Source organism: Enterococcus sp. DIV0187 (assembly GCF_051713785.1).
GTDB lineage: Bacteria > Bacillota > Bacilli > Lactobacillales > Enterococcaceae > Enterococcus_A > Enterococcus_A avium.
Genome location: NZ_JBIOQO010000002.1, coordinates 1 through 26,382 on the forward strand (window position 1 = coordinate 1; position 26,382 = coordinate 26,382).

General features: G+C 38.8%; 25 protein-coding genes. 17 read left to right on the plus strand and 8 right to left on the minus strand.

What is annotated here, in order from left to right; all coding sequences use genetic code 11:
* From IGI52_RS19995 to IGI52_RS20050, 12 genes are all read left to right on the plus strand, one after another.
* Nucleotides 1–591, plus strand: a 591-nt coding sequence (locus IGI52_RS19995; protein WP_438782279.1) for an IS110 family transposase, incomplete at its 5' end; no start/stop codon positions are given.
* Between the two features lie 409 nt (nucleotides 592–1,000).
* Nucleotides 1,001–2,446: an IS1182-like element ISEfa7 family transposase gene (locus IGI52_RS20000; RefSeq protein ID WP_002288571.1), complete on the plus strand. Its 1,446-nt coding sequence runs from the start codon at nucleotides 1,001–1,003 to the stop codon at nucleotides 2,444–2,446.
* Between the two features lie 308 nt (nucleotides 2,447–2,754).
* A complete protein-coding gene (locus tag IGI52_RS20005) occupies nucleotides 2,755–4,824 on the plus strand; it encodes a BglG family transcription antiterminator (RefSeq protein ID WP_102866505.1) in 2,070 nt (689 codons plus the stop codon).
* 47 nt (nucleotides 4,825–4,871) lie between these two features.
* Nucleotides 4,872–5,180 carry a PTS sugar transporter subunit IIB gene (locus IGI52_RS20010; RefSeq protein ID WP_311857489.1) on the plus strand — a complete coding sequence of 103 codons (309 nt, stop codon included), beginning with the start codon at nucleotides 4,872–4,874 and terminating at the stop codon, nucleotides 5,178–5,180.
* Nucleotides 5,181–5,584: 404 nt separating this feature from the next.
* Nucleotides 5,585–6,868 carry a PTS sugar transporter subunit IIC gene (locus tag IGI52_RS20015; protein ID WP_070503512.1) on the plus strand — a complete coding sequence of 428 codons (1,284 nt, stop codon included), beginning with the start codon at nucleotides 5,585–5,587 and terminating at the stop codon, nucleotides 6,866–6,868.
* 73 nt (nucleotides 6,869–6,941) lie between these two features.
* The gene (locus IGI52_RS20020; protein WP_144325827.1) at nucleotides 6,942–7,334 is read left to right on the plus strand and encodes a tetratricopeptide repeat protein; all 393 of its coding nucleotides are present in this window, start codon (nucleotides 6,942–6,944) and stop codon (nucleotides 7,332–7,334) included.
* Between the two features lie 30 nt (nucleotides 7,335–7,364).
* The gene (locus tag IGI52_RS20025) at nucleotides 7,365–8,231 is read left to right on the plus strand and encodes a class II fructose-bisphosphate aldolase (RefSeq protein ID WP_016178564.1); all 867 of its coding nucleotides are present in this window, start codon (nucleotides 7,365–7,367) and stop codon (nucleotides 8,229–8,231) included.
* Nucleotide 8,232: 1 nt separating this feature from the next.
* Nucleotides 8,233–8,850, plus strand: coding sequence for an AAA family ATPase (locus IGI52_RS20030; protein ID WP_438782280.1), 618 nt, complete (start codon nucleotides 8,233–8,235; stop codon nucleotides 8,848–8,850).
* Nucleotides 8,851–8,984: 134 nt separating this feature from the next.
* Nucleotides 8,985–9,983 (plus strand): LacI family DNA-binding transcriptional regulator, encoded by a 999-nt coding sequence (locus IGI52_RS20035; RefSeq protein WP_438782281.1) that lies wholly within the window; start codon nucleotides 8,985–8,987, stop codon nucleotides 9,981–9,983.
* A 55-nt stretch (nucleotides 9,984–10,038) separates the two neighbouring features.
* Nucleotides 10,039–11,754, plus strand: a complete 1,716-nt coding sequence (locus IGI52_RS20040) for an alpha-glucosidase (protein WP_016178561.1) — start codon at nucleotides 10,039–10,041, stop codon at nucleotides 11,752–11,754.
* The gene (locus tag IGI52_RS20045) at nucleotides 11,747–13,609 is read left to right on the plus strand and encodes a PTS beta-glucoside transporter subunit IIBCA (RefSeq protein WP_016178560.1); all 1,863 of its coding nucleotides are present in this window, start codon (nucleotides 11,747–11,749) and stop codon (nucleotides 13,607–13,609) included. The genes IGI52_RS20040 and IGI52_RS20045 overlap by 8 nt, the downstream gene beginning before the upstream one ends.
* A gap of 9 nt (nucleotides 13,610–13,618) precedes the next feature.
* Complete coding sequence (locus IGI52_RS20050; RefSeq protein ID WP_438782282.1) at nucleotides 13,619–15,079, plus strand: sucrose-6-phosphate hydrolase; 1,461 nt, start codon at nucleotides 13,619–13,621, stop codon at nucleotides 15,077–15,079.
* Nucleotides 15,080–15,117: 38 nt separating this feature from the next.
* On the opposite strand, the gene IGI52_RS20055 is transcribed toward IGI52_RS20050, so the two are convergent.
* From IGI52_RS20055 to IGI52_RS20075, 5 genes are all read right to left on the minus strand, one after another.
* Nucleotides 15,118–17,376, minus strand: a complete 2,259-nt coding sequence (locus tag IGI52_RS20055; protein WP_207486457.1) for an ATP-binding cassette domain-containing protein — start codon at nucleotides 17,374–17,376, stop codon at nucleotides 15,118–15,120.
* The gene (locus IGI52_RS20060) at nucleotides 17,373–17,801 is read right to left on the minus strand and encodes a MarR family winged helix-turn-helix transcriptional regulator (protein WP_048722069.1); all 429 of its coding nucleotides are present in this window, start codon (nucleotides 17,799–17,801) and stop codon (nucleotides 17,373–17,375) included. The genes IGI52_RS20055 and IGI52_RS20060 overlap by 4 nt, the downstream gene beginning before the upstream one ends.
* Before the next feature lie 356 nt (nucleotides 17,802–18,157).
* Nucleotides 18,158–18,538, minus strand: coding sequence for a MerR family transcriptional regulator (locus IGI52_RS20065; protein ID WP_438782283.1), 381 nt, complete (start codon nucleotides 18,536–18,538; stop codon nucleotides 18,158–18,160).
* Between the two features lie 42 nt (nucleotides 18,539–18,580).
* On the minus strand, nucleotides 18,581–19,237 hold the full coding sequence (locus IGI52_RS20070) for an iron-containing alcohol dehydrogenase (protein WP_137438994.1): 657 nt from the start codon (nucleotides 19,235–19,237) through the stop codon (nucleotides 18,581–18,583).
* Nucleotides 19,238–19,630: 393 nt separating this feature from the next.
* On the minus strand, nucleotides 19,631–20,056 hold the full coding sequence (locus IGI52_RS20075; protein ID WP_438782284.1) for a hypothetical protein: 426 nt from the start codon (nucleotides 20,054–20,056) through the stop codon (nucleotides 19,631–19,633).
* A 422-nt stretch (nucleotides 20,057–20,478) separates the two neighbouring features.
* Between IGI52_RS20075 and IGI52_RS20080 the strand changes: the two genes are divergently transcribed.
* From IGI52_RS20080 to IGI52_RS20090, 3 genes are all read left to right on the plus strand, one after another.
* A complete protein-coding gene (locus IGI52_RS20080) occupies nucleotides 20,479–20,895 on the plus strand; it encodes a GNAT family N-acetyltransferase (protein WP_137438993.1) in 417 nt (138 codons plus the stop codon).
* A gap of 10 nt (nucleotides 20,896–20,905) precedes the next feature.
* Complete coding sequence (locus IGI52_RS20085) at nucleotides 20,906–21,379, plus strand: VOC family protein (RefSeq protein WP_137438992.1); 474 nt, start codon at nucleotides 20,906–20,908, stop codon at nucleotides 21,377–21,379.
* 243 nt (nucleotides 21,380–21,622) lie between these two features.
* Nucleotides 21,623–22,153 (plus strand): 5' nucleotidase, NT5C type, encoded by a 531-nt coding sequence (locus IGI52_RS20090; RefSeq protein ID WP_144325839.1) that lies wholly within the window; start codon nucleotides 21,623–21,625, stop codon nucleotides 22,151–22,153.
* Between the two features lie 24 nt (nucleotides 22,154–22,177).
* Here IGI52_RS20090 and IGI52_RS20095 read toward each other — a convergent pair whose 3' ends face one another.
* Complete coding sequence (locus tag IGI52_RS20095; protein ID WP_438782285.1) at nucleotides 22,178–23,053, minus strand: hypothetical protein; 876 nt, start codon at nucleotides 23,051–23,053, stop codon at nucleotides 22,178–22,180.
* A 150-nt stretch (nucleotides 23,054–23,203) separates the two neighbouring features.
* Here IGI52_RS20095 and IGI52_RS20100 point away from each other — a divergent pair, with 150 nt between their 5' ends.
* Both IGI52_RS20100 and IGI52_RS20105 read left to right on the plus strand, forming a co-directional pair.
* Nucleotides 23,204–23,569: a MoaF-related domain-containing protein gene (locus tag IGI52_RS20100; protein WP_070503539.1), complete on the plus strand. Its 366-nt coding sequence runs from the start codon at nucleotides 23,204–23,206 to the stop codon at nucleotides 23,567–23,569.
* A 141-nt stretch (nucleotides 23,570–23,710) separates the two neighbouring features.
* Nucleotides 23,711–24,571 carry an AraC family transcriptional regulator gene (locus IGI52_RS20105; RefSeq protein WP_016178545.1) on the plus strand — a complete coding sequence of 287 codons (861 nt, stop codon included), beginning with the start codon at nucleotides 23,711–23,713 and terminating at the stop codon, nucleotides 24,569–24,571.
* A 60-nt stretch (nucleotides 24,572–24,631) separates the two neighbouring features.
* Here the strand turns inward: IGI52_RS20105 and IGI52_RS20110 are convergent, their stop codons facing one another.
* Both IGI52_RS20110 and IGI52_RS20115 read right to left on the minus strand, forming a co-directional pair.
* Nucleotides 24,632–25,603: a 1-phosphofructokinase family hexose kinase gene (locus IGI52_RS20110; protein ID WP_070503543.1), complete on the minus strand. Its 972-nt coding sequence runs from the start codon at nucleotides 25,601–25,603 to the stop codon at nucleotides 24,632–24,634.
* Entirely contained in the window at nucleotides 25,600–26,361 is a 762-nt protein-coding gene (locus IGI52_RS20115; protein WP_070557897.1) for a DeoR/GlpR family DNA-binding transcription regulator, read from the minus strand. Before IGI52_RS20115 ends, IGI52_RS20110 begins: the two co-directional genes overlap by 4 nt.
* Nucleotides 26,362–26,382 lie beyond the last annotated feature (21 nt).

Sequence of the window (26,382 nt, forward strand, 5' to 3'; positions counted from 1 at the left end):
TTTAAAAATCCCGAAGGAATTGCAAAGGCAATTTCTAAAGCCATACGTAGTTCCTACCGGTTAGGAAAAGTCCATCAGGACTCTGTAGATATTGTTTTGGGTGTTCTAGCCAAAGAAATTCGTAGTCTTGAAAAGTTAATTAAAGACTTAGACAAAGCCATTGACGATTTAGTCGTTGTGCTACCTGAATATCAATGTTTAACCAGTATTCCAGGAATCGGTCCTGTTTATGCTGCGGGTATACTCGCTGAAATTGGCCCTATCAATCGCTTTTCAGATGAAAGCAAATTGGCTAAATATGCCGGTTTATATTGGCGACAGAACCAATCAGGTAACTCTGAGTATGAAAATACTCCTATGGCCAAACGAGGCAATCGTTATCTCCGTTATTATCTAGTTGAAGCCACCAACTCCGTAAGGAGATACGAGCCTGAGTACCATGCGTATTATAAGAAAAAATACGCTGAAACACCCAAGCATAAACACAAACGAGCCATCGTACTAACCGCAAGAAAATTTACGCGTCTGGTGGATACGCTACTACGTAACCATCAACTCTATATGCCACCAAGGAGCGTGATAGATAAATAACAGTATGTTATTGACGCTAATCCTTGGAAGTACCCGAAAAAATTTTTAATTTTGGTCGGGTTTAGTTCAGTGCGCTTCAAAAATTAACTACCTTTAAAAATCTTTTGAAAAATTATCTTGACTTATTACCACTAGACTTTTTTTCTATTAAATTTTAGTATACATGTTTCCATCGGTGATTAATAGATAGCCAGATTTTTTTACTCCTAATTTTTCCGCAGCAAAGATTGTAAAATCAATTACGTTGGATCAAATAGATTAAGTTATAATAAACAGAGCAATAAAAATAGAAAAAACTTCCACTTTGGTGGGAGTTTTCAGACTGTAGACAAAGTCCATTTTATGGATGATGTCTACAGTCTTTTCTTTTATAATAGATTTATGAAAACGAATGCAAGGAGTGATAGTTATGATGTCTAAAAACAATACGAATGGTAGAAATCAATTTGCGATGCTTACGATTGATGATCTAGTTCCTCAAGATCATCTCGTTCGAAAGATTGATGCCGCGCTTGATTTTGAATTTATTTATCCAATCGTCGAAGCCACTTACTCCGATTTAGGTCGCCCAAGTATCGATCCAGTGATTCTGATCAAATTGGTGTTTATTCAGTATTTATTCGGTATCCGTTCCATGCGACAAACCATTAAGGAAGTCGATACCAATGTCGCTTACCGCTGGTTTTTAGGCTATTCCTTCGAGGAGAAAATCCCCCATTTCTCAACTTTTGGAAAGAATTATGTCCGCCGATTTAGAGAAACGACGGTGTTTGAGGATATTTTTGCCTATATTTTAGAACAAGCAGTTAAAGCAGGTTTTGTAACAGAGGATAATTTGTATCTTGATTCTACCCACATCAAAGCTAACGCCAATAAACATAAGTTTACGAAAGAAATGACCCATGATGAAGCGAAAGCCTATCAGGATGAATTAGAAGATGAGATCAATCGTCAACGAATAGAGGCTGGAAAACGCCCTTTTACTTTGGACTTAGAAAAGGAAGTGAAGCTGAAAGAAAGAAAAATAAGTAAAGCTGATCCGGAAAGCGGCTACTACGTCAAAGGCGAACGAGAAAAACAATTTGCTTATTCTGCCCATACTTCATGCGACGACAACGGATTTATTCTTAGCACAATCATCACTCCTGGAAATATTCATGACAGTCAAGTCGCCTTTCAGCTCGTCAAACAATCGAAGAGACTTTTTCCTGAAATCAATTGTGTTGTCGCTGATGCTGGGTATAAGACACCTAAGTTTGTTCACTTTTTGACTCATTTGAACCTTCGACCTTGTTTGCCTTATTCAAGGCCCAAAGGGAAAAAGGGGCTATTATCAAAAAATGAGTTTCTCTACGACGAGTATTTTGATTGTTATATTTGTCCGCAAGATCAAATGCTCGCTTTTTCAACGGTTACTCGAGAAGGGTACCGAGAATACAAATCCAATCCAAAAGAATGTGTGAACTGTCCTCTGCTAAACCAATGTACCAAAAGTAAAAATCATCAACGAGTCATCACGAGACATGTTTGGGGAGATCTGATGGATGAAGTGGAACATCTTCGCCTAACGGATCTGAATAAATCAATTTACAAAAAACGGAAACAAACGATTGAACGAATATTTGCGGATGCAAAAGAAAAGCATGGGATGCGTTGGACCAAGTATCGAGGCTTGGAAAAAGTCGCGACGCATACGATGCTAGTGTTTGCTGCAATGAATTTAAAGAAATTAGCCACTTGGCTATGGAAAGGCAAGGAGCCTTTATTTTTTTGTTCAAAAATTCGAAACGAAGTAGATAAAAAGCTGTTCCAAGCTCGAGTTACGAGTTTGGAACAGCTTTTGTCTACAGTCTGAAAACTTCCACTTTGGTGGGAGTTTTTTGTTTCATTTTGAAGAGGATTAAATAAAGATGAAGGATCAAAAGCTAGTTTTATTTTTCAAGTAAGAACTGACTATAGCTCGTTAAAAAAAGCATGTAATATGAACCTGAAATGATTTTGAAAAGAGATATAAAATAACGGCATTTACAAATGGATGAAAGGCTTTAAAATAAACATTTTTTAGGTTGCGCTTACATTGTTGCCAAAAAAGATTGCAAGAATCTCTACTTATCAAGAAAAATAAAGGGTTATATACTCACCTTAGACGAAAGGAAGATTGGAATGAAAGATCGCACAGTAAAAATATTAAGGATTTTTATAACTTCTGACTATCCTGTAACACTTGAAAAGCTAGAAGAGGAATTTCATACCAGTGCCCGAACGATCCGAAATGAATTAAGAGAAATCAACCAATTTTTAAATGAGAGGTCACTTCCTGAAATCAAAAATCTTAGAAAAAAAGGGTATCAACTAATTTTAACTCAGGAGCAAAAAGATTCCTTGCTTGAGCAGCTTGATTTAGCGGATGTGGAGCAATACCTGGATCGTGAAAGCCGGATCTTTGACCTGATTCTTTCTTTTGCACTAGGAAAGAAAGCAACATTTTTGTATCAAAAAGAAGAGGAATACCAAATTTCTAAAAGTTCGTTGGATGAAGACATGCGTCGCGTCAGAAATATTTTGGCAGAATACGGCATCGAGGTGTTGAGTGTGCCAAAGCAAGGAATTGTGCTGCAAGGAGCTGAACGCTCCATCCGAACGATGGTTTATGATGTGATCAACAATGCTGTTGGAGTGATTTCACCTCAGGAGGAACAGAAAGCTTCTGTTAATTTAACAATTCTGAATCGTTATATCTCATTACATTGGTTGAAAAAATTAGATGATTTGTATGTTCGATCGATGACCTCGCTGGAGGAGACAATTTATCGCAATCAATTGTTGATGTTCACAGCGGTCTGGTTGAGTCGCTATTTACGAGAAGATCTCATCGCAAGCTCGGTGTGGGAAGCTGCCGATACACCTCAAAGCGACATTCGTGATTTTGTCACAGCGATTTGCGAAGCCTTTCAACTCTCACCGCCAGAAGTCGAAATCAAATACATTGTTTTTATGTTGAACACCTTCAATTCGAGAGACATGAATAATTCGATCGAATGGGTTCAGGCGCAGTTGCTTTCGATTCAACTGATGCAATTTGTCGAGAAAAAAACCAAAATTCCGTTTTCCAGAAAAGAAGAGTCTTTACAAGAAGGACTGTACAAGCATTTGGTCGGTCTGATAAATCGGGTGAAAAGCGATATTCAAATCGTAAATCCGTTGAAGGAAAACATAAAAAAGAATTATGGCACTATTTATTCTGCCATTCGTCAATTTACCCCCTCGATCGAACAGGTAACTGGCAATCGATTAAGTGAAGATGAAATCGCTTTTTTAACCATTCATTTTTCAACATCCGTCAGTGCGATCAATCAAGAGCTGCATTATGTCTATAAGGCAGTGGTTATTTGTAATCATGGGGTCGCGACCGGCAAGCTATTATCTGAAAATTTGAAGGAGCTCTTTAATATCGAAGTGTTAGCAGTGTTAAGCTCGCGGGAATTAGAATTGATCGAAAAGCTGGATGTCGATTTGGTTTTCAGTACGGTAACAATCCAATATTCACAAAAACCAGTGTTGGAGCTAGAGCCGATCATTAAAGAAGAGAGCAAAAAGAGAATTACCAGCTTTTTAAATGAAAATCATAAATTGAAACGTTTAGTTAACAATCAAGATTCCACGCAATTGTTTTATTCCCTGATCGATACTATTAAAAAAAGCGGGGGAGAAGTGTCTGGAGCCATCTATCAGGAATTGGAAAGGCTCTTTGACCAAAATCATTTAGAGATAAATAAAAAGGAGATTCAGCCGATGTTAGAAGATGTGTTGAAGGATAGCGATATTTTATTAAATCAGAAGGTAAGTAATTGGGAGGAATCGATTCGTCGAGTTTCTGAACCTTTGATACATGATCAGGTGATTGAACCAAGTTATGTGGCTGCTATGATCGACTCGGTGAAGGAATACGGTCCGTATATCGTGATCGGAAAATACATTGCGTTGGCTCATGCTCGGCCTGAGGATGGCGTCAATCAGTTAGGAATAAGTGTCGCAACAATCAAAGAACCGATTGAATTTGGCAATGAAGAGAATGACCCGGTAAAAATCATTTTTTGCTTAGCGGCAGTTGATTCTTATTCGCACTTAAATATTATGAAGAGTCTAATTGAATTGATCAACGATGAGGAAAAAGTGAATCGTTTAAGTCGCGAGACAAATATTGAACGATTCAAGGAGATTTTATTTAGTTAAGGAATTATGCATAGTTCGATAAATAGAGAAAGAATGGAGAGAAAAATATGGGAAAACAAGTATCAATTTTATTCGTGTGCGGTGCAGGTTTAGGAAGTAGTTTTGCCGCTCAAATGGCAGCAGAGGATGTATTAAATGCTCATGGTGTTGACGCAAGATTAGACCATGTGGACATTTCAACAGCAGCCTCATCACGATCAGACGTAATTATTACCGCTCAAAATTTTAAGTCACAGTTTGAAAAATTTTCAATTGATGAAGAGAAGACCGCCATTGTTTATTTGAAAAATATTGTATCAAAACCAGAAATCGAAGAAAAACTGCTGCCGATTTTAGAAGCAAAAGGAGCGTTATAAAGAAATTTTAAGGATGTCGGTTTGCTTATTTACGTAAGTTAATAAAATGATATTTCGGCATGAAAAATGAATACATTAATATGAATAAGGATGTCAGTTCCACTCTTGGCAGTTAATAAAGTGGAACAAACAAAAAAATAGCACACACAATTCAAGTTCAGAGAACTAGTGGAATGGTATACGGCATGAAGATCAAACTCATTTTTCGATCTTTGAAAAATGAATACATTAATATGAATAAGGATGCCAGTTCCACTCTTAGCAGTTAATAAAGTGGAACAAACAAAAAAATAGCACACAATTCAAGTTCAGAGAACTAGTGGAATGGTATACGGCATGAAGATCAAACTCATTTTTCGATCTTTGAAAAATGAATACATTAATATGAATAAGGAGCGAAACAAATGGGAGTTATTAATTTTATCATCGAGAATATCTTGACACAGGCATCGATCACAATTGCTTTGATCGCGATGCTAGGGCTATGTTTGCAGAAAAAATCTGCGGGTCAAGTGGTTTCAGGAACCCTAAAAACTTTGCTTGGATTCCAAGTATTGAGTGCTGGTTCTAGCATTATTGTTGGTAGTTTGACTTATTTTGGAGAAATTTTTACTGCGGGTTTTCACATGCAGGGAATCATTCCATCTATTGAAGCTATTAACGGGCAAGCAATGAATGAGTTAGGCTTGGGACGTGATATTGCCTTAACCTTTCTAGGTATTTTTATCGTGAATATCTTGATTGCCCGCTTTACAAAATGGAAATATATTTTCTTAACTGGACAAGCGATTTTATGGATGGCGACGATGACTACAGTTTTTGGGTACTTTGCCGGTTTGAGAGGGTTGGTTCTGATCATTGTTGGAAGTATCGTCGGAGCAATCTTTGCAGTAGCAATGCCAGCAATCGCTCAACCAATTATTCGTAAAATCACGGGATCAAATGATATCGCATTAGGACATTTCTGTACGATCGGTTACATGTTTGAAGCAGGTGTGGCGTATATCTTTGGTGAACGTGGTGAAAATAAAAAATCAATCGAAGATATCAATTTGCCAAAATCTTTTGAGTTTTTACAAGATACGTATTTGTCAGTGATGGTCGTGATGGTTCCGCTATACATCATCACAGCAGCCTTTGCTGGACCAGGCATTGGTGATCATGGCGCACAACATTATTTAATGTTTGCCTTCTTACAAGCCATTCAATTTGTTGTCGGAGTCTATGTTTTGCTATCAGGTGTTCGTTTGCTATTAGGAGAAATTGTTCCAGCCTTCCGCGGAATTGCGATGAAATTGGTACCGAATGCGATCCCGGCTCTGGATTGTCCAGTATTTTTCCCGTATTCACCGAATGCAGTAATTTTAGGATTCATCACGACAACAATCGGAACAATTATCGCCATGTTTGTTTTGCCGACATTTGGTTTGGCAATGATTTTACCAGGTATGCTGACTAACTTCTTTGCTGGAGGCACGGCGGGGATTTTCGGAAATGCGGCTGGTGGACGTCGAGGAGCGATTATTGGCGGGATTGCCCATGGCTTCTTCATTACCTTACTACCAGCACTTTTAGTAACCATCTTCAATCAAATGGGCTTTGTCAACGCGACTGCGACCGACGTAGATACCGTTGCGGCAGCATTACTTTATGCTTGGATTCTTAGCCCGATTTTGAAAATGTTTTAATTAATTTACCAGTAACGAGTCTTTATCTCAGTAGCGGGAGAAATATAAGGCATAAAAAACAGGAGGTGGATTTATGTTTAGTTTCTTTAAGAAAAAAGACAAACCTGAAAAGACGGAACACAAGATTGAGCTTTCACTTCAAGAAAAGGACAGTATAACCGAGGAAAACCAGCAATTAATGGCAAAAATCGCAGAAGCAAAACAAACAGAGGATTTAGCTAAACTATATGAAAAACTCGGCTTGAATTATGCCAAATTAGAAGAGGTGGATTCAGCCATCGAAAGTTTAGAAAAAAGTTTAGACTATAAGCTGTCCATTGGCGACGGCTACAAAAAATTAATGAGTCTTTATAACGCAAAACGGGCGGAAGCCGCGCGAAATGGGGATGATGCGGGCATCGATAAATACATGAATAAGATGGATGAAATGCGTCAAATTGCTAAAAAAGTCACGATTAGCGGCTAATCAATCAAAAGAAAAGAAGGTATTCGATAAATGTACAAAACACTAAAAGAAGTTACACAAATAGCAGAAGATTTAAATATGACCATTGGGGCATTTAATACCCATAACTTGGAAATGCTGCCGGAAATGATCCGCGCAGCGAAGGAGATGGGTTCACCTATCATCATCCAAACCAGCATTGATACAGCAAAATATATTGGTTACGATGTGATGGTGGCAGTAGTAAAAGAAATTGCCAATACTGAAATGGTGGATGTTGCTTTGCACTTGGATCATGCCAGAGATTTCAACGAGATCAAGGCAGCGATCGATGCAGGATACTCAAGTGTCATGTACGATGGCTCACATCTACCATTTAAAGAAAACATCGCCAAAACAAAAGCAGTGGTGGAGTACGCTCATGCTAATGGCGTTTCTGTTGAAGGCGAGTTAGGGACCATCGGCGGAACAGAGGAAGGAATCTCTGTAGCTGAAAATGATAAAGTTTATACAAAACCTGCGGATGCGGTGGAATTTGTTAAGCAAACAGACATCGACGCCCTTGCAATTGCTATCGGTACCAATCATGGACAATTTAAATCTAAAACAGAGGTCAATATTCCATTGTTAAAAGAGATCCATGCAGTAGTTGATATTCCGTTGGTGATTCATGGCGGTACAGGTGTAAAAGAGGAAGATTATCCAGAATTAATCAATAACGGAATCCGAAAATTCAATGTAGGAACCGAATTGCTAGTTAATTGGACAAAAGTCGCAAAAGAGTCCTTTGGCGAAACCGAAGTAAACAAATCACTGCGCCATAACGTCATTCCTGCAAACCAAGCGGTCAAAGAAATCGTTAAGCATAAAATCGGACTATTCATGAACGTTGATAGTCCCTTAGCGATGCAAAAATAACATGAAGAAGTATTTGATTTTGATTGCAGGAAGTCCAGCAACTGGAAAAACTTATTTAATTAATGAAATGCGGCAAGCACTAGGAGATTTTTTTCTGATCACACCAGATGAAGGAAAAGAAATTTTCGCAGATCAAATCGGTTTTGATAATCTGGATGAGAAGAAGGAACTAGAAAAAAAGGTTTGGGCATTTTATTATAGTGCTTTGGCCTTGTATATGGGTGCTGGGAAACGGATCGTTGTTTCCGAATATCCCTTTAGCGAGAAGCAAAAGGATCAGCTGAGTGCTTTAGCCAATCAATACAACTATGAACCAATCACTATCCGATTGGTTGCTGATTTTGATGTATTATGGGAACGCAGAAAGCTTCGTGATATTGAGCCTGATCGTCATTTGAGTCACATTATGACGCATTATCATTTTGGTGACCAGTTGGTGGATCGAAGCAAGGCAGATAATTTGATTACAAAAGAAGCTTTCTATGAAATCATTAAAACCCGAGACTATAACAATTTTCAATTAGGCAGCTTGATCGAGTTTGATGTGACTGATTTTTCAAAAGTTGGCTATGAACCATTTTTGAAAGAACTAACTGAGCGAATCGCGAAGAACCGTTGATTAAATATTCAACGGTTCTTTTTAAACGGATCGTTCTAAGGTTGATAAAATTATTTCTTTAATAAATCCTATTGACAATCAAAAATATTCATCGTATGATAATTATGAAATCGATACCACAAGGCGGTGAGTTATTGGCAACTATTAAGGATGTCGCAAAAAAAGCAGGGTTATCTGTGTCAACAGTTTCTCGATACTTGAATCATCATCCCTACATTTCTGAAGACAAACGCAAACGAATTCAAGCAGCGATGGCGGAATTGGATTATACTCCTAGTTCAGTAGCGACTCAACTGAGATCAAAAAAAGGGACAATGATTGGTATCCTTGTGTCACGGATTGCTAACCCGTTCTTTTCACACTTGGTTGATTCGATCGAAAAGAGTGCGCGATCACACGGGTATAACGTTCTGGTTATGCAGACCTATGATGATAAGAAAGCTGAAACAAATATGCTGGAAATGCTGAAACAGCAAGTGATCGCTGGTTTGATTATGTGCTCGATCGAAGGCGATCCAAAAAATATTGAAGCGTATCGCGAATATGGTCCGATTGTTTTATGTAATGAGGAGATACCAGAATCTGATTTGCCTCAGGTATTCACGAACCAAGAAGCAGCGAGTTTTGAAGCGACTGAGTATTTGATTAATAAAGGCTATAAAAAAATCGCTTATTGTACGGGAGGTACATTAACCCGCGGGGGACATGGGAATTCTCGGACTGAAGGATTTGAACGGGCTTTAAATGAGCATCAACTACCGATGAAAATTGACTGGATTTTTAAGCAAGTGCACACGATTGAAGATGGTAAGCAGGTGGCGGATAAGCTGTTGGCTTTGCCTGAGGAAAACCGTCCTAATGCGGTATTCACCAGTAGTGATGAAGTAGCCAGCGGTATTTTGCAGCGGTATTTGGAACAGGGAAAACAGGTACCAGAGGATTTGGCAATCATGGGTTTTGATAATCAACCATTCACTGGGATGCTGGCGGTACCTTTGACAACCATCGCACAGCCGATTGAGGCTTTGGGGCGTGAAGCAACGAATTGGTTGATTGCTCGAATGGAAGAAAAAGATTATCGAGTGGATACATCTGAATTAGTATTAAAATTAATCGAACGAAAATCTGCATAAGCAGGTTTTTCTTAAAATAAATATGGTATCGATACCACAAAAGGAGCAACGTAAGATGGAAACCGTTTTGAACAAAGAAAAGATATTATCCGAAGAACAAAGCTTTTGGAAAGAAGAAGTGGTCTATCAGATTTACCCGAAAAGTTTTTACGATAGTGACGGCGATGGGATTGGTGATATCAAAGGAATTACGCAGAAGCTAGACTATTTATCGAACCTTGGGGTGACCATGCTGTGGATTTGTCCGATTTTTACTTCGCCAATGGTTGATAATGGCTACGATATAGCTGATTATAAAGGTATACAGGTAGAATTTGGTACGATGGAGGATCTAACGGAATTAATCGAAGCCGCAAAAATAAAAGGCATCAAGTTAATTCTTGATCTAGTTGTGAATCATTCTTCAGATGAACATGCATGGTTCCAGACAGCTTTAACGGATTCCAACAGTCCTTATCGTGATTACTATATTTTCAAATCAGGTGAAGCGGGAAATCCGCCAAACAACTGGCGCTCGATCTTCGGTGGCAGCGTCTGGGAGCCTGTGCAAAACGAGGAGAATATGTACTATTTCCACACTTTTGATAAGAAGCAGCCGGATCTGAACTGGGAAAATCCAGAGCTGAGACAAGAAATCTACGAAATGATCAACTGGTGGTTGGAAAAGGGGATTGCCGGTTTTCGAATTGATTCGATCACGTTCATTAAGAAGGATCAGGATTACGGAAATGCGCCGATTGACGGCAACGATGGCTTAAGCAGTGTGAAGCACAAAACACGAAATCGTCCCGGAATTGAAACGTTCTTAGCGGAATTGAACCGCGAGACTTTCCAAAAGTATGAATGCGTCAGTGTTGGGGAAGCTCCCGGTGTGCCTTATGACCAATACGATCAATATATTGGTGAAGATGGCTACTTCAATATGATCTTTGATTTCCATTATGCCGACATTGATGTAGAAAATGGCAGCGAATGGTTCCGTCGCACAAATTGGGAGCCGCAGGATTTGAAGGAATTATTGTTCAAAAGTCAAACAGCGATTCAAAATAGCGGATGGGGCGCGAACTTTTTAGAAAATCATGACCAGCCCCGTTCATTATCAAAATACATTACCGATGAAACGTATCAAAATGAGATTGGGGCGAAAGCATTAGGGACTCTTTTCTTCTTTTTACGAGGAACCCCGTTTATCTATCAAGGGCAGGAAATCGGGATGAAGAATTTTCAACGAGAATCAATTGAAGACTTCAATGATGTCTCTAGTATTGATAATTATCATCGTTCGATTATGGAAGGCTTTTCCGAAGAGGAGGCCATGAATTTTGTAAATCATCGTTCTAGAGATAATACGCGTACGCCGTTTCAATGGGACGCTTCAGAAAATGCTGGTTTTAGTAAATCGAACAAAACTTGGTTGAAGCTGACAGGGGATCAGATCGAAGTGAACGCAGCGGACCAGGTACAACGACCAGAGTCAATCTACTCCTATTATCAACAAATGATTCAATTGCGAAACCGTTCAGTCTATCGTAATGCATTGATCTATGGCCAATTTACGCCACTGGAAACCGCCGATGCCGTTATTGGTTACGAGCGATCAGGAGAAAAGACGCTTCAAATTTTTGTCAATCTAAGCAATCAAGAACAAATAATTGAAGCCGTTGGTGAAGTTTTATTAAACAATTATCCAGAATTGACAGAACAGAATCATGCAAAAATTTTAAAACCTTATCAAGCCGTTGTAATCAGAAAGGGTGGCAATCATGACTAAAACAAATTATCAAGAAATAGCTGAAAAACTTGTCGCAGTTGTAGGAGAGGATAATATCGTCTCTGCTACACACTGCGCGACCCGCTTGCGCCTGCAAGTAAAAGACCGTAAAGCAATCGATGACAGTCAAGTAGAGCAGGTGGAAGAGGTCAAAGGTGTTTTCTATAATGCGGGACAATATCAAATTATTTTAGGTACAGGGATTGTCAATAAGGTTTATGCTGCGCTACAAAAGACTTACTCTTTCAATGAAGTTTCGAAAGATCAAATAGCAAAAGACGAAGCTTCGCCGTTGCAGCGAGCTGTTCGGAATATTGCGGATATCTTTGTTCCAATCATCCCAATTCTGGGAGCGACAGGTCTCTTCTTAGGACTAAAGGGTGTGCTCTTCAATGAAACCGTTCTTCGTGTAATGGGACTGACGCCGAATAGTATTCCCGAATGGTTGAGTGCGTCAGTGACGATTTTAACCGATACGGCTTTTGGCTTTTTAACCGCTTTTATCTGCTGGTCTGCGTTTAAAAAATTAGGCGGATTACCGATCATTGGCTTTTTGATCGGATTGATGCTGGTTTCTCCGGCTTTACCCAATGCTTATGCAGTTGCAGGTGGAACCGCTGAACCAATTATGGCTTTCGGTGTAATTCCGTTAGTTGGCTATCAAGGCTCGATCCTGACTGCCTTGATCACTGGAATGATTGGCGCCACGTTAGAGAAAAAATTACGAAAAAACATGCCCAATGCGATGGATTTGATTTTCACGCCATTTCTAGTAATCCTAATCTCTGTCTTTGTTGCTTTATTCGTCCTAGGCCCAATCGTTCATGCCTTTGAAGGACAGGCGGTAAAAGTAATTGAAATGTTCCTGCATCTGCCATTAGGAATCGGCGGTTTGATCATTGGTTTCTTATATCCAATTGCCGTCATGACGGGGATGCACCATATGTTTATCATGATAGAAACCTCTTTAATAGCGACAACCGGTTTCAATCCGTTGATTACGGTTTGTGCGATGTATGGTTTTGCCAATGCGGCGGTTTGTTTAGCAATTGCTTTAAGAACGCGTAATACTTCTGTGAAAACGGCTGGGATTTCGGCCACGGTTACTCAAATGCTGGGTGTTAGTGAACCTGCGCTGTTCGGTGTGGTGATGCGAACAGGAATGAAAGCGATATTAGTCATGTTAGGAAGCTCCGCAGTCGGTGGCATGGTGTTATCTTTATTGGGAATTCAAGCCAACAGCTATGGATTAGCGGTTCTATTATCACCACTGATGTATATCTATGAGCCTTACCAAGTGATCACATATGTGTTAGTAGGCATCGGTACCTTTATTCTGGCCTTTGCGTTAACGAATTTATTTGTTATTAAAAAAGAGAAGGACGCTGTTGCTTCAAACGCACAAGCTAAAAAGACGAATGGGAAAGTTTATTCACCCATCGAAGGTGAAATTATTCCAATTTCTGAAGTGGATGATCAGGTTTTCGCCAGTAAAATGATGGGGGAAGGCTTTGCGGTCTTACCAAGTGATGGAACAATCAAGGCACCTATATCGGGTATAGTAAAAATGATTGCACCAACAAAACATGCGATCGGAATAGTTGCCGATGATGGGATGGAATTGCTGCTTCATTTAGGAATCGATACGGTTGATTTAAATGGCGAGCCCTTCACATTGACTATTAAAGAAGGAGAAACACTGCAACAAGGACAAGTAATCGGAACGATTGATCTAAACCAGATCGAAGTTAAAGGAAAAGATGCAACTGTGATGGTGATTATCACCGATTCAAAAGAAGCCATTTCAGGATTGGAATACAATCAGGATTATGTGTTACCAATTTTAGGATCATAGGTGAATACGATGAAATGGACACAAGCGGCACGTTATCGCCCATATCAAGAATGGTCTGAGGAATATGTCAAGGATTTAAAAAGGAAGATCACTGCTTCAAAATGGCGATTGAACTATCATGTTCAGCCAGAGACAGGATTATTAAATGACCCTAATGGATTTAGTTATTCTAATGGGAAATGGCATTTGTTTTATCAATCGTTTCCCTTCGGTGCCATCCATGGGTTAAAATCTTGGTTTCATATCACCTCAAAAGATTTGGTTCATTGGGAAGTAGAAGGTCCGGCGTTAGAGCCGGATTCGGTGTACGATTCTCATGGTGTTTATTCAGGAAGTGCCATTCCGGTAGAAGAAAAACTTTTTTTAGCCTATACCGGAAATGTTAGAGATGAGACCTGGGAACGTCATAGTTACCAATTAGGTGCTTGGATGAATAACAATGGAACGGTCACTAAGCTAGAAATGCCATTGATTTCAGCCCCTCCTATTGGCTACACTGCGCATTTTCGCGACCCTCAGATCATTCCATACGAAGATGAGTATCTGATGGTGATTGGTGGACAAACGAGTGACGAAAAAGGCAACATTCTGATTTACCGTAGTCAAAATTTAATTGATTGGACATACCGAGGCCCATTAGCGCTCAATCAAGATTTAGGTTTTATGGTAGAATGTCCTAATCTGCTTTTTATTGATGGCAAGGTGGCGCTGCTGCTTTGTCCACAAGGCATGGACAAGAGTGTATTAGAATATCAAAATGTTTATCCAAATACGTATATTTTGGCTGAGGATTATATAATAGAAGAAAATCGACTAGAACATCCACTTCAGCAACAGTTGCTAGACGAAGGTTTTGATTTATATGCGACGCAAGCGTTCAATGCGCCGGATGGACGTTGCTTGAGTGTTGGCTGGATCGGATTACCAGAAATGGACTACCCAACCTTTAACGAGGGCTGGGCACACAGTTTGAGTTTGATCAAAGAGCTAACGCTAAAAAAGGGAAAGCTCTATCAATATCCTGTAGCTGAAACGAAGCAATTAAGAAAAACAAAGGAAACATTTATTTTAGAACCGACAGAGCAGTTACGAAAGACGACTAATAATTGTTATGAGTTACAGCTAACGATTCCTAAAAATAGCCATGGAGAGATTCATTTATTTTCAGATAAAACAGATATGTATGCTCTGATTTTGAGCTATGATACTGAAGAAGGGAAGCTTCAATTGGATCGCAGAAACACTCACTATCCATTGAATCCCGCGTTCGGTGAAATCCGAGAAAGTTTAGTAGCTCCAAGTGAAGCGATGAGACTCTCCATTTTTGTAGACCAGTCGACCTGCGAAATATTTATCAATCATGGGGAGAGGGTTCTGACTGCGAACTACTATCCAGAAGAGAATCAGAAGGAATTAGTAGTCAAAGGTACTAAGAATATTTCAATAACCTACTATTCACTAGAAAAATAAAGGAAGCGATGGTTGAGTGCTCTCAATCATCGCTTCCTTTATTCATCAATAAAATTCTTCAAATGTTTGGCGGTATAAGATTTCTTACACTCTAAAAGCTCTGGTAAATAGCCCTGAAACAGAATTTCTCCACCGTTCATACCACCACGTGGACCCATATCAATAACCCAATCGGCCTGACTAATCATCGATAAATTATGTTCTAAAACGATTAGGGTTTTGCCAATTTCTTTTAACTTGTCTAAAAGCTTTAGTAAACTTTTAATATCACTTTCATGCAGTCCAGTACTAGGTTCATCTAAGATAAAAATTGTTGAAGCTAACGAGTCCTTTTGCAGTAGCATCGTTGCGATTTTTAAACGTTGTCGTTCTCCACCTGATAAAGTATCTAGACTTTGTCCCAAGGGAATATAGGCCAAATTAGCTTCAACTAGAACCTCTAGCGTGTTTCTGATTTCAGGAATAGCAATTAGTTCATTAGCTTCGGCGACTGTTAGTTGAAAAAATTCGTCAATATTGTAGCCTTTCCAACTATAGGACAATGCTTCCTCGTTGTATCTTGTTCCGTGACATTTTTCGCATTCTTGCCGAACATCCCCCATGTAAGCTAAGTCATAGTTGATATAGCCTTTGCCCTTACATTCAGGGCAAGCGCCAGCGCCGTTGAAAGTAAATAGAGAAGCTGGTTTTCCCGAAAATTTCGCATATTCTTGGCGGATAACATCAAACATTCCAAGATAAGTCAATAAATTCGAACGATTGCTTCCACGGATAGGTGTCTGATCGAAGGCAATTGCTTCTGGATATTTTTCCATAAAAAGTTTTCGAATCAACGTACTTTTTCCAGAACCCGCTAAACCAGAAACCACCGTTAGTGCTCCTTTAGGAAGCTGGACTGATTGATTCTTGATGTTGAAGGCACTGACATCTTCCAAACTATAAAACTCTGAATAGTCTTTCTTGTGCAGTTTAAACTGATGAGGTTCATTTAACGATTGTGCGGTTAACGTGTCAGTATTTAAAAATTTGGTATAACTTCCTTGAAAGGTGATTTGGCCGCCCTTTGAACCTGCACCGGGTCCTAAATCAATGATGAAATCAGCCATTTTGATAATATCTGGATCGTGGTCGACCAAAACGACAGTATTACCTTTTTCTTTTAAACGTGAAAAAATCTTGCTAATTCCAATAATATCTTCAGGATGCAGACCAACACTGGGTTCATCGAAAATATACAACACATCGGCGAGTGAACTATTTAGATGTTTCGTCATTTTTAGCCTTTGGGATTCTCCTCCGGAAAGAGTACTGGTGGTTCTTCCAAGAGTTAAATAGTCTAAGCCAACAGATATCATCGTTTTCAGACGGTTCTTCAAATCAATTAAAATGGTAGCAACCTGCTTATCATGAACAGTGTCTAAAAAAGCTAGTAGATCTTGAATCGGCATGTTAACACAATCAGCGATGGATAAATCGTTGATTGTCGCCGAACGAACAAGCGCGTTCACCCGTGTACCTTGACACTCAGGACACACTACGGATGTGGTCACTCGATCGATATCCTTTTGGTATTGTTTCGCGCCTTTTTCAATTACGGTCTTTTGAATACGATTAATTACTCCGGTATAAAGGCCCGTTTTAGGGAATTTATCGGTCGCATTCGCCGGTTTACTGCCTTTATCGTAAAGCAACTTTTCCAACTCAGCAGAAGAGAAGTCTTTTATTTTTTTATGATTGTCGAAATAACCGGATTCGGTATACCGAGTCAAGCGCCAGCCGCCTGGTTGGAAAGTAGGAAAGCAGATGGCGCCTTCAGCGAGGGAACGATCAAAATCAATCAGTTTATTCAAATCAAAGGTTAAACTTTCACCCGTTCCCTGACAGCTTTGACACATGCCAGCTGGATGATTAAAAGAATAGATCATAGAATAACCAATAAAAGGCTGAGCGATTCGTGAATAAAGTAAACGCAGGGAAGTATAAATATCAGTAGTGGTCCCCACAGTTGAGCGGATATTTCCGCCAATTTTTTTCTGATCTATTACGATCGAGATCGGGAGATTTTCAATTTTATCTACGATAGGGCGTACATAGTGGGGGAGCATTTGCTGAACATAGCTTGAGTAAGTCTCATTCAGCAATCGCTGTGATTCAGCTGCTAAAGTGTCAAAAACTAAAGATGATTTTCCTGAACCAGAAAGTCCTGTAACTACTGTGATTTTTCCTTTTGGGATAGTAACAGAAACATTTTGTAGGTTGTTGCTTCTGGCGCCTAAAATATTGATTGTTGTCGTCATTGTTTTCGCGACCTTTCTTCTTCAAGAGCAAGGATCAGTTTATTCGCTAATTGGGTAAAAAGCTGCTGTTCTTCTGAAGAGAAATTCTGAGCGGCAGTTTTGTAGAGAAACGTGTGACCAGCGTCAACTGTTCGAAGAAAATCCAGACCTGTTTCAGTCAGGCTGGTTAATAACCCCCGTCCATCTTCTTGGTTGACTGCTTGTGTAATGTAGTCTTTTTGCTTTAATTCTTTAATGACCTTGGAAAATTTTGACGGGCGAATGTGCAGCTGTTCGGACAATTGGGAAGGGGAGGCCGGGCCTTTTTGCCGCAGCAAATTTAAAATATCGTATTGCAGCCATGAAAGTCCGTTGGGATTGACTAGATTTCGTTCAGCGACTAGCTCACATTGTAGCTGGATCAACGCAGTTTCTAAATCAGACATGATAATCACCCCGAATAGTTTTTATTTGGAAATTATATCTGATTTAAAACTAATTATCAAATGAAAAGACAAAATGATTAATTCGCTTGCTGGTTGTAAGGGAGAGAGTACGGGATATATCATGGATTTTTGGGTTGGTTGATACACTATGAGGTTTTCAGGTGAAAATTGATGAGCAAGGGGTGCATTTGTTTTAGAAGATCGGATAATCTCTGCTATCAAGAAATAGAAAAATTATTATTGGTTTTTAAATATCTGTTGACAGAATCAAGAGCAAGTTAAAAAGAAGGTACTACAAATGACAAACGAGATTTCGGCTTCTTATAAAAGAAAGAGCAGAAATCTCGTTTGTATTATTAAAAATTTTTTTTGGATGCTGCTTCATGCTGTCGGGTGTATTTATCAATTTTACGATTAATTTTGTCCAAATAGGCTTGCGTCTGAGCTAACTGTTTTTCAACTTCTTTTTTATGTTTAGTAAAAAAATCAAGCCGTTTTTCATAGGTTGGATCACCATCCATTGACCATTCGACAAATTTTTTGATGTCATTTAATTGCATTCCGGTATTTTTCAAACAAGTGATAATTGAGAGAAACGCTAAATCCTCATCCTTAAAATGACGCCTTCCATGTTTATCGCGAGCAACGAAGGGCAATAGTCCCTTTTGATCGTAAAAGCGCAATGTATAGGCACTTAGTCCAGTCTTTTTTGAAATATCACTGATTTTATAGCCCATCTTTTTCACTCCCTTTCCTATATTTTACCAGACTGAGGAAACCTATAAATATTTCAGGAGCGTATAAATATCTGAGTTAGTATTTTTTTGAGCCAGGTCGTCAAATGCAGTATCAGTAGAGGTAATACCCAAGTCTTCTAAAGTCGTCGGTAAATGAAGAGTTTGAAAAAAAGCTTCAACTTCATGAATCCCCATCAAAGCAGCTTCTTTATCTCCTCTGTGAGAGTCGACAGATAGGATATTTTTAGCGAACAATACAAAGCGTTCTACGTGCTTACAATAAACCATACGGGCCCAATTTGGCCAAACAATGCTCAATGCCGCTGTTTTTGAGATATTAAAAGAGTAGCTAAGTTCACTAGACATCTTTTGAAGAGAAGAGTAGTCTTGTAGCTTCATTACATTCCACGAATAGTCTGGGTGGCTGATCGTATTTAATATGGATGTTGGCTCTAATTGATTGATTTGATCAATACTTACCTTCAAAGTAGTGTCCATAAGATCTCGAATGAGCGCTTCTGTCAATTTATCAGTGACCGTAGTTTGCTCCTCCTTAACCAGATAAATGGTGGCCAAGTGTAAAATAAACTCAATGTTATTAGAAAGGAACCGCTCCTTCGCAGTATTATTTTGCTCAATGATAAAAGTCTTGTCTAGATAATCCTCTTTTTTTGGCGATTGAGATAAAGATGATTTCACAATATACACCCCTTTTCTTTTTGTATATTCAGCTTATGCCTTCGAGTACACTCTAAGTCAACAAGAAATATGCCAAATTTGAAAATAACTATTCGAAAAAAGCTTGATTAGATTCGATAAAGCACGATGTCTAATTGGATTGTGTGGGGCTGAGAAACAATGATGTCGACAGCACAAGTGAAGAAAGGTCAAATAGAAGGTGCGATGGAAAAGGTTAGACCAATCGCTTAAAAGCGTTAGTAAAAAGAAAATGTATGTGCTTTATGAATGGACAGGTGGAACCATTCTAAGAAATGCTGCCTTACACATTTTATTATCGAATCAATTTCAAACCTGTGAAATAGCTGGTGCTCTTAAAGGCTAGACGCTGATGAATCTATCAAGGGAATGGACTCAGCATTTAATTGCGGTTGCTTCTTTTTTCATTTGTGTCATGGCGAAGAAATAATCCGCATAAGTCCAGCTGCTCTTTGGATGAAATTTACTAATTTTTTCGCTCTCAAACTGCTGAATCATTCGCAGTTGCTTCAATAATCTTCTTGCGTCTATTTGTGCATATGCATAGGGATCAATGAAGGAAACAAAGTAAAAGCGGGTCTTTAGCCGATTTAGGTAACGAAGCTCATGCACAAGTGGAAGGCTTAATAATAGAATATCTCCAGATAACTGCTGGATCGCTTCTTCATCATAATCGACGACGTCCATTTGGATGGAAATCGTTTCTTTTTCCATAAGCTCTTTAAAGCGAGCAACTAATTGGGTGGTGATACTATTACTAGATTTCTCTTTAATAATGGTTAATTTATTTAAATTAGTCATTTTATTCCTCTTTCCTGATGGATTTAGACAAAGAGAGTCAGATATTTTCGTATGAAACTAACATACTACCTCGAGTTAACTTTAGGTCAACAAAAAAATTCGATTGTATTTCAATCAATCTGTTCTTTGAAACCATCATAGCAGTTGATACAATAATTTTGTATGCTTCTAAAGTAAAGAAAAACAGCGTTCCAAGAATAGTTAAAAGAAGCGTATTTTTTTGAAAAGCCGTTCTAATATTATTAGCTAGGAATCTATCCGCTTATCAATAATGGTAGTTAGTTCTGCCAAGCTTCCACGCCACTGAAATTTCATCTTGCTAAAAAAAGAATTCTCGTAAACTATCAAACCTGTGTCAGCTTTCACCATTGTCTCAACTAGGTAAAATGTTATACTGAAGGAAAAGTGAGAGGAGGTTGTTCATGCAGATTCGTCATGTCCAAGAGATTGACAGAGATTTTTGGCTCACATTGGATCGTCATCTGCCGGAAAACCAATTCGTACAAAAGATTCGAGATAAACAAGGATATGTTTTATTAGTTGGTGGTGTGCCGGCGGGGCTATTGAGATACAATCTATTTTGGGATGAGCATCCGTTTTGTACGATGCTTCATGTGGCTGAGAAGTATCAGGGGCTAGGGTTCGGAAAGGTTTTAATGGAGTTTTGGGAAAACGAAATGCAGCAGTTAGGTTATAAAATATTGATGACATCGACGCAGGTGGATGAGAATGCACAGCACTTTTATCGCCAAATAGGTTATCAAGATGCGGGCGGTCTATTGCTTTCAGTTCCTGATTATCAACAGCCGATGGAACTGTTTTTTATTAAAGAGGTTTAGGAGGAAGATTATGGACTATCAAGGAACGTTGATTGCAGTGAAAGATATTGAAAAGGCAAAGGATTTTTATCTTTCTGTTTTTGGTTTGAAAGTAATGGTGGATGCTGGTGTCCATGTTCAATTGACCGGCGGGGTATCCTTACAGACGACAGGTAGTTGGGCAGACTTTATTTATAAGAAGGAATCAGATATTATTCTTGAGAATAATGCTAGTGAGTTATATTTTGAAAGCGATGACATTGATGCTTTTCTTGATTTGTTGGAAAAAAGAGAGGATATCGTTTATCTTCATCCTGTTATTGAGCATAGCTGGGGACAAAGAGCAGTGCGTTTTTATGATTTGGATAAGCATATTATTGAGGTCGCTGAGAAAATTAGTATGGTGGTCAAACGCTTCATTGATTCTGGCTTGACCATTGAGGAAACGGCGGAGCGAACGGATGTGGAGCCCCAGTATATTAAAGATATTTTGGATAAGCTATAGGAACTTTGAATTATTGTCTAATCGGGTACTCTTTTTCGATTGAAGTCAGTTTTCTTTGTTTTATCATAGTTCATGCAAAATACCCTTTTAAAAAAACGAAGTGTGTGATCTAAAAGAAAAATAGATGATATTGATTGAGAGGGTGGTTATCCCATTTTTTTGTATTTTCTTTTATTAAGTCATATTATGGGCTGATCCGCATAGAAAATATACTGATAAAAGATAATTCTAGGAGGATATAAAATGGTTCGAATCGCAATTGATATGGATGAGGTTATTGCTGATTTTACAGCGAAGCTTTTGCAACTGTACAATGAAAAATACGGTGCTAGTTATACTAAATCTGATTTGGCAGGGATAAATTTGCGGGATATACGTCCTGAGCATGCGGAGAACATTCGAGAAATGATTCTGGATGCGGACTATTTTTCTGATTTGCCTGTGATTGAAGGCGCCAAAGAAGCGTTGGAAAAATTATCAGAAAAGCATGAACTGTTCATTACTACAGCCGCGATGGATTTTCCGACTTCCTTTAATGCGAAGTATGGGTGGTTAAGAGTGAATTTTCCATTCATTCCAGATACCCACTACGTTTTTTGCGGTGACAAATCTATCATTTCTGCAGATTATTTGATTGATGATCATTCGCGGCACTTAAAGACATTTAAAGGACAAGGCATTCTTTTTGCAGCACATCACAATGCGGATGAGTCTTATGAATTGAAAATGGATAGCTGGGAAGAAATCTACAACTATTTTGAAAGTAAGTATTAGCAGATTAAAAGCTTGAGAAGCATTTTATTCACTTCTCAAGCTTTTTTCGATTGGAGAATAGAGGTAGGTAATCCATTCAGAGTCTTTACGGCGGTTTTCGAAAGGCAAATAACCAGCGTACTTATAGATATAATCAATTTTCCAACCACCAGTCTTGGTCTTTTTCTGGTGGATTAGCTGTAATAGGTTATGAGCACGCGGATCAGTCGTATATTGGCTTTTTTCAATAATATATACCAAATCTGTTAAGGAAAGAACATAGCTTTGAGGGAACATACTCTCCGTGATATGCGGGCTGATGGGTTGACCAATAGACAATCGCTGATAGAGATTGTGCTGTAGCATATAATCGACACCTTGCTCGATCAAAGCGTTGACTTTTTCGTCGTGGGGATCAACTTTTTCTTGGTAAGTCAGTAGCGCTCGCATGGTTTTTCCAATACCGATGTAACAGGGAACCCTCATCATACAACCGCCAAATTTGCAGATACCTTTGTGGGGCCAAGTAGTTTTCTGCTGACGGTCAAATACTTGGTATTGTTTGATCCATTGAAGCGCGTTTTGTGCTTCGCTAGATTTTCCTAAGCCCAACCGACAGTAAGCCTCGAAAAGTATAGCGTTATAACAGGGAACGATTTCCTCTAATTTACCAGTAAAGGAAAAGCCCTCCGATGTGGACAGGTTTTGGTTCACAAAAGCAAGCAATTCTTGAGTAATCGGTAATTTCTCTGCATAAGGGATTTCAGCTAAGCCAATTAGAGCAAAAATTTTTCCTAATGGTTTCAACTTAGTCATTTTAGCGTAGTTTTTAATAATGTCAGAGTGATCAAGATAGTCGAATGGATCAGAGATTTCTTTATTCTGATCCACTTTCATTCGTAATACCAGAGCAGAGTCCATCTCTTTTCCTGCCTTTCTTGTCTATTTACATGTATTATCTCAAAAATGGAAAAAAATGAAAGCTGTTTTCTGACAAAACAGTGCAATTTGTTCCTAAAACCTGTATGTTAGAGATAGTAGAAAATAACGTTTAGATAGGAAGGTGCATTGATGAAGAAACATCCACTAGAGGGTAGAACAGCAAAAATATTCTTTGATTCCGGGCTGCAATTTCGTATTGATTTTTTGGCGGATAATCAGTTACGCTGGACCTCTATCCGAGAGGAAGATGCAGGAGCAACAGATGTCGAGACAATTCATATTGAAGAGTATCCAGGCGGGATTTTTTCGATTGATTGGGTAGAGAAAGACGGATTGTGTGTCTCATATACGGTCGATACGGTGAATAGTTATGTAAAAAGCTTTATGACCTTCACTGATGATGGTTATCGCGGTGGACGCAGACCATTTGTTCATGAAGGGCCGTTTCAGCTTATTCTAGAAAACGGCGAGCCAGATTTAGAACCGCTCTATTAACAGCTTTACGATAGCAAATCCGATCATTATTTTGTGATCGGATTTTATTTTGATATGTTCATTCGATATTATTGGTCTGAGGTGTATCAAGTGTTGAGCTGATTTTTTAGGTATGATCAATGTGTGAGTGAGGGGATAAGAATGATTCAAGATTTGAATCGATTGATGGATTATATTGAGGAGCGGCTAACAGACGAGCTTTCATTGGCAGAGGCCGCAAAGACGATTGGGATTTCTGAATATCATTTGAAACGGACATTTTCTTTTATTGCAGGTATTTCTTTAGTGGAATATATTAAAAATCGTCGACTGGCACTAGCGAATAAAGATTTGATTCGAGGTGAAACAGTAACGGATGTTGCACTTAAGTATCGTTATCAATCAGTTGAAGGATTTTCTCGAGCGTTTCGAGACTGGTCGGGCTACCTGCCTTCAGAAGTCATTAAAAGTCACCAGCAAAAAACTTTTCCTCGGTACTCATTTTATATTGATGTTAAAGGAGGAACTTCAATGAATTTCAAAATCGAAGAAAAACCCGCTTTTAATTTAGTTGGTGTTTCAAAGCAGGTACCGCTGCAGTTTGCAGGAGTGAATAATGCAATCCAAGAATTAGCTCAGTCAATTACAGAAAAACAAAGGGCAGAGATGCATGAGTTAGGAGACCTTTATCCTAAGCAGGTGATCAACGCATCTTATGATTTTGCTAAAGAGCGAATGGAGGAGAAGGGGGAACTGACACATTTTATTGGTTTCGCTTCGACTCAAGAAAATCCTTTTGATGACCTAAAGCAATTGTCTATTGCCAGTCAAACATGGGCGATTTTTCCTAACAAAGGGCCATTTCCTCAAGTACTTCAGGAGACTTGGGGACAAATCTATTCAGAGTGGTTGCCCTCTTCAGACTGTGAATTAGTTCAGGCGCCAGAAATCTCTTTTACCAATTTCGATGAAGGATTGGAGAACTGCTATAGTGAAATTTGGATTGCAGTGAGGGAAAAGTAATCGAACGAATCAAAGGGCACACCGATCCATAAACATACATCGGTGTGCCCTTTTCTGCTATTATCGATTGATACTTAGTTCCTTGATTTTCGTTAATTGGATGTCATCAATAAATTTATCTACCTGATTTTTGTCAATTGTTCCATTTGTTTCGAACAAGGAATTAGAAATACCACAGGCCATTGCATATCTGAGAGAATCTTCAATGGAATAACCTTGACTGATAGCATAAGCCATTCCTCCAACTGTAGAGTCGCCACAACCTGTTGTGTTCACGACAGCAACCTTGGGAATTTGAATATCATAAATAGTAGTCCCATGCTTAACAAGTGCTCCATCTTCACCCTGAGAGATCATAATGGTTTCGACATTGTCAAAAATAGGATCGTGCAGGATTGTAATTAGTTCTTTTATTGACTGAATCTTTCTGCCAATCAGTTCCTCCAATTCATGGGTGTTGGGTTTAATAAAGCTTGGTCGTACTGTTTTCTGTTTTAAACAATTTTCCAACTGTTCACCAGAGATATCCATCAAGATCGGGAAAGACTCTCCAACGATTGAGCGGATAAAGTGAAGCAAATGGTAGTGGAAATTGGCATCGTCCGAATTGACTGACCCAGAAATACAAATTACATCGATTGCGTATGTTTTTAAGAGATTACTAATATGTCTGAAAAAAAGCTGCTCATTTTCTTTGGAAAGATAGAGACCTTTTTCTACTAGCTCAGTGTGAGTGTTTCCGTCATGCATGATCGTGATTGCATTTCGTGAATTCCCTTCAACAGTCAAAAATTCAAGATGGTAACGCTCCTCAGCAATTAAGGTATCCAAAATCATTTTTCCGACAGGACCACCTAGGATGCCAGTCAAAATTACTTCTTTACCTGATTGTGCGATGACTCGGCCAGCATTGATACCTTTTCCGCCAATCGACGTGTGGGGATTTTCGACCCGATTTACTTGATCCAAATTCAATGAAGAAACAAGGTAGTTGTAATCCATTGAGGGGTTGAGCGTAATTGTTAGGATCATTCTTGCTCCTCCTTAATGATTTTCGTATAGGAGCTGTAGTAGTCAAACTGTGTGTCCGGCAATTTATTGTCGGTGACTAAATAATCGACTTCCGATAAGGAGTAGAAGGTATAAACATCCGACCGATTAAACTTGGAGCTGTCAGCCACCACGCATTTTTTCCGAGAGTGGGCAAAGGCCACTCGTTGGATTGAACCCTCGATAGAATTTGCGGTGGTGACGTTATTGTCAAAGACACCATTCGTTGCAGCAAAAGCAATATCGATATTTAGATTATCAAAGCTCTTTTCAGCGATTTCTCCATAAAATTCTTCAGTTGTCCTTGAAAATTCGCCTCCTGTTAATAGGACACGATAATCTGTATTATAAATCAAATAATTAAATGCTAGCAGACTATTTGTAATCACGAATAAGTTTGCTTTTTTAATTTCTGGCAGTGCATGGAGCATGGTCGTTCCAGCACCAATATAGATCGTGTCATTATCAGAAATAATACTGTTCATAACTTTTCCGATAAATTTCTTTTCTGGTACATTGGTATCGATTTTTTCTTGAGTGGACAATTCTTGTTCAATTTTTTCAAGTTTTTGTGCGCCACCGTAAATTTTTACTAGCAAAGATTTGTCGGCAAGCTCATTGATATCTCTTCGAATCGTCATATCGGAGACGTCTAAACTTGAAGATATTTCTGGAATGGATAAGTAGTCGTTTCTATTTAACAAATCCAAAATTTTTTCCTGACGCTCTTTTTTTAACATGAAATCACCTCTAATAGTAAG

Coding starts and splice junctions, on each gene's coding strand:
- IGI52_RS20000 (WP_002288571.1), top strand. CDS start 1,001: ATGATGTCTAAAAACAATACGAATGGTAGAAATCAATTTGCGATGCTT.
- IGI52_RS20005 (WP_102866505.1), top strand. CDS start 2,755: ATGAAAGATCGCACAGTAAAAATATTAAGGATTTTTATAACTTCTGAC.
- IGI52_RS20010 (WP_311857489.1), top strand. CDS start 4,872: ATGGGAAAACAAGTATCAATTTTATTCGTGTGCGGTGCAGGTTTAGGA.
- IGI52_RS20015 (WP_070503512.1), top strand. CDS start 5,585: ATGGGAGTTATTAATTTTATCATCGAGAATATCTTGACACAGGCATCG.
- IGI52_RS20020 (WP_144325827.1), top strand. CDS start 6,942: ATGTTTAGTTTCTTTAAGAAAAAAGACAAACCTGAAAAGACGGAACAC.
- IGI52_RS20025 (WP_016178564.1), top strand. CDS start 7,365: ATGTACAAAACACTAAAAGAAGTTACACAAATAGCAGAAGATTTAAAT.
- IGI52_RS20030 (WP_438782280.1), top strand. CDS start 8,233: ATGAAGAAGTATTTGATTTTGATTGCAGGAAGTCCAGCAACTGGAAAA.
- IGI52_RS20040 (WP_016178561.1), top strand. CDS start 10,039: ATGGAAACCGTTTTGAACAAAGAAAAGATATTATCCGAAGAACAAAGC.
- IGI52_RS20045 (WP_016178560.1), top strand. CDS start 11,747: ATGACTAAAACAAATTATCAAGAAATAGCTGAAAAACTTGTCGCAGTT.
- IGI52_RS20050 (WP_438782282.1), top strand. CDS start 13,619: ATGAAATGGACACAAGCGGCACGTTATCGCCCATATCAAGAATGGTCT.
- IGI52_RS20055 (WP_207486457.1), bottom strand. CDS start 17,376: ATGACGACAACAATCAATATTTTAGGCGCCAGAAGCAACAACCTACAA.
- IGI52_RS20060 (WP_048722069.1), bottom strand. CDS start 17,801: ATGTCTGATTTAGAAACTGCGTTGATCCAGCTACAATGTGAGCTAGTC.
- IGI52_RS20065 (WP_438782283.1), bottom strand. CDS start 18,538: ATGGGCTATAAAATCAGTGATATTTCAAAAAAGACTGGACTAAGTGCC.
- IGI52_RS20075 (WP_438782284.1), bottom strand. CDS start 20,056: ATGACTAATTTAAATAAATTAACCATTATTAAAGAGAAATCTAGTAAT.
- IGI52_RS20080 (WP_137438993.1), top strand. CDS start 20,479: ATGCAGATTCGTCATGTCCAAGAGATTGACAGAGATTTTTGGCTCACA.
- IGI52_RS20085 (WP_137438992.1), top strand. CDS start 20,906: ATGGACTATCAAGGAACGTTGATTGCAGTGAAAGATATTGAAAAGGCA.
- IGI52_RS20090 (WP_144325839.1), top strand. CDS start 21,623: ATGGTTCGAATCGCAATTGATATGGATGAGGTTATTGCTGATTTTACA.
- IGI52_RS20095 (WP_438782285.1), bottom strand. CDS start 23,053: ATGGACTCTGCTCTGGTATTACGAATGAAAGTGGATCAGAATAAAGAA.
- IGI52_RS20100 (WP_070503539.1), top strand. CDS start 23,204: ATGAAGAAACATCCACTAGAGGGTAGAACAGCAAAAATATTCTTTGAT.
- IGI52_RS20105 (WP_016178545.1), top strand. CDS start 23,711: ATGATTCAAGATTTGAATCGATTGATGGATTATATTGAGGAGCGGCTA.
- IGI52_RS20110 (WP_070503543.1), bottom strand. CDS start 25,603: ATGATCCTAACAATTACGCTCAACCCCTCAATGGATTACAACTACCTT.
- IGI52_RS20115 (WP_070557897.1), bottom strand. CDS start 26,361: ATGTTAAAAAAAGAGCGTCAGGAAAAAATTTTGGATTTGTTAAATAGA.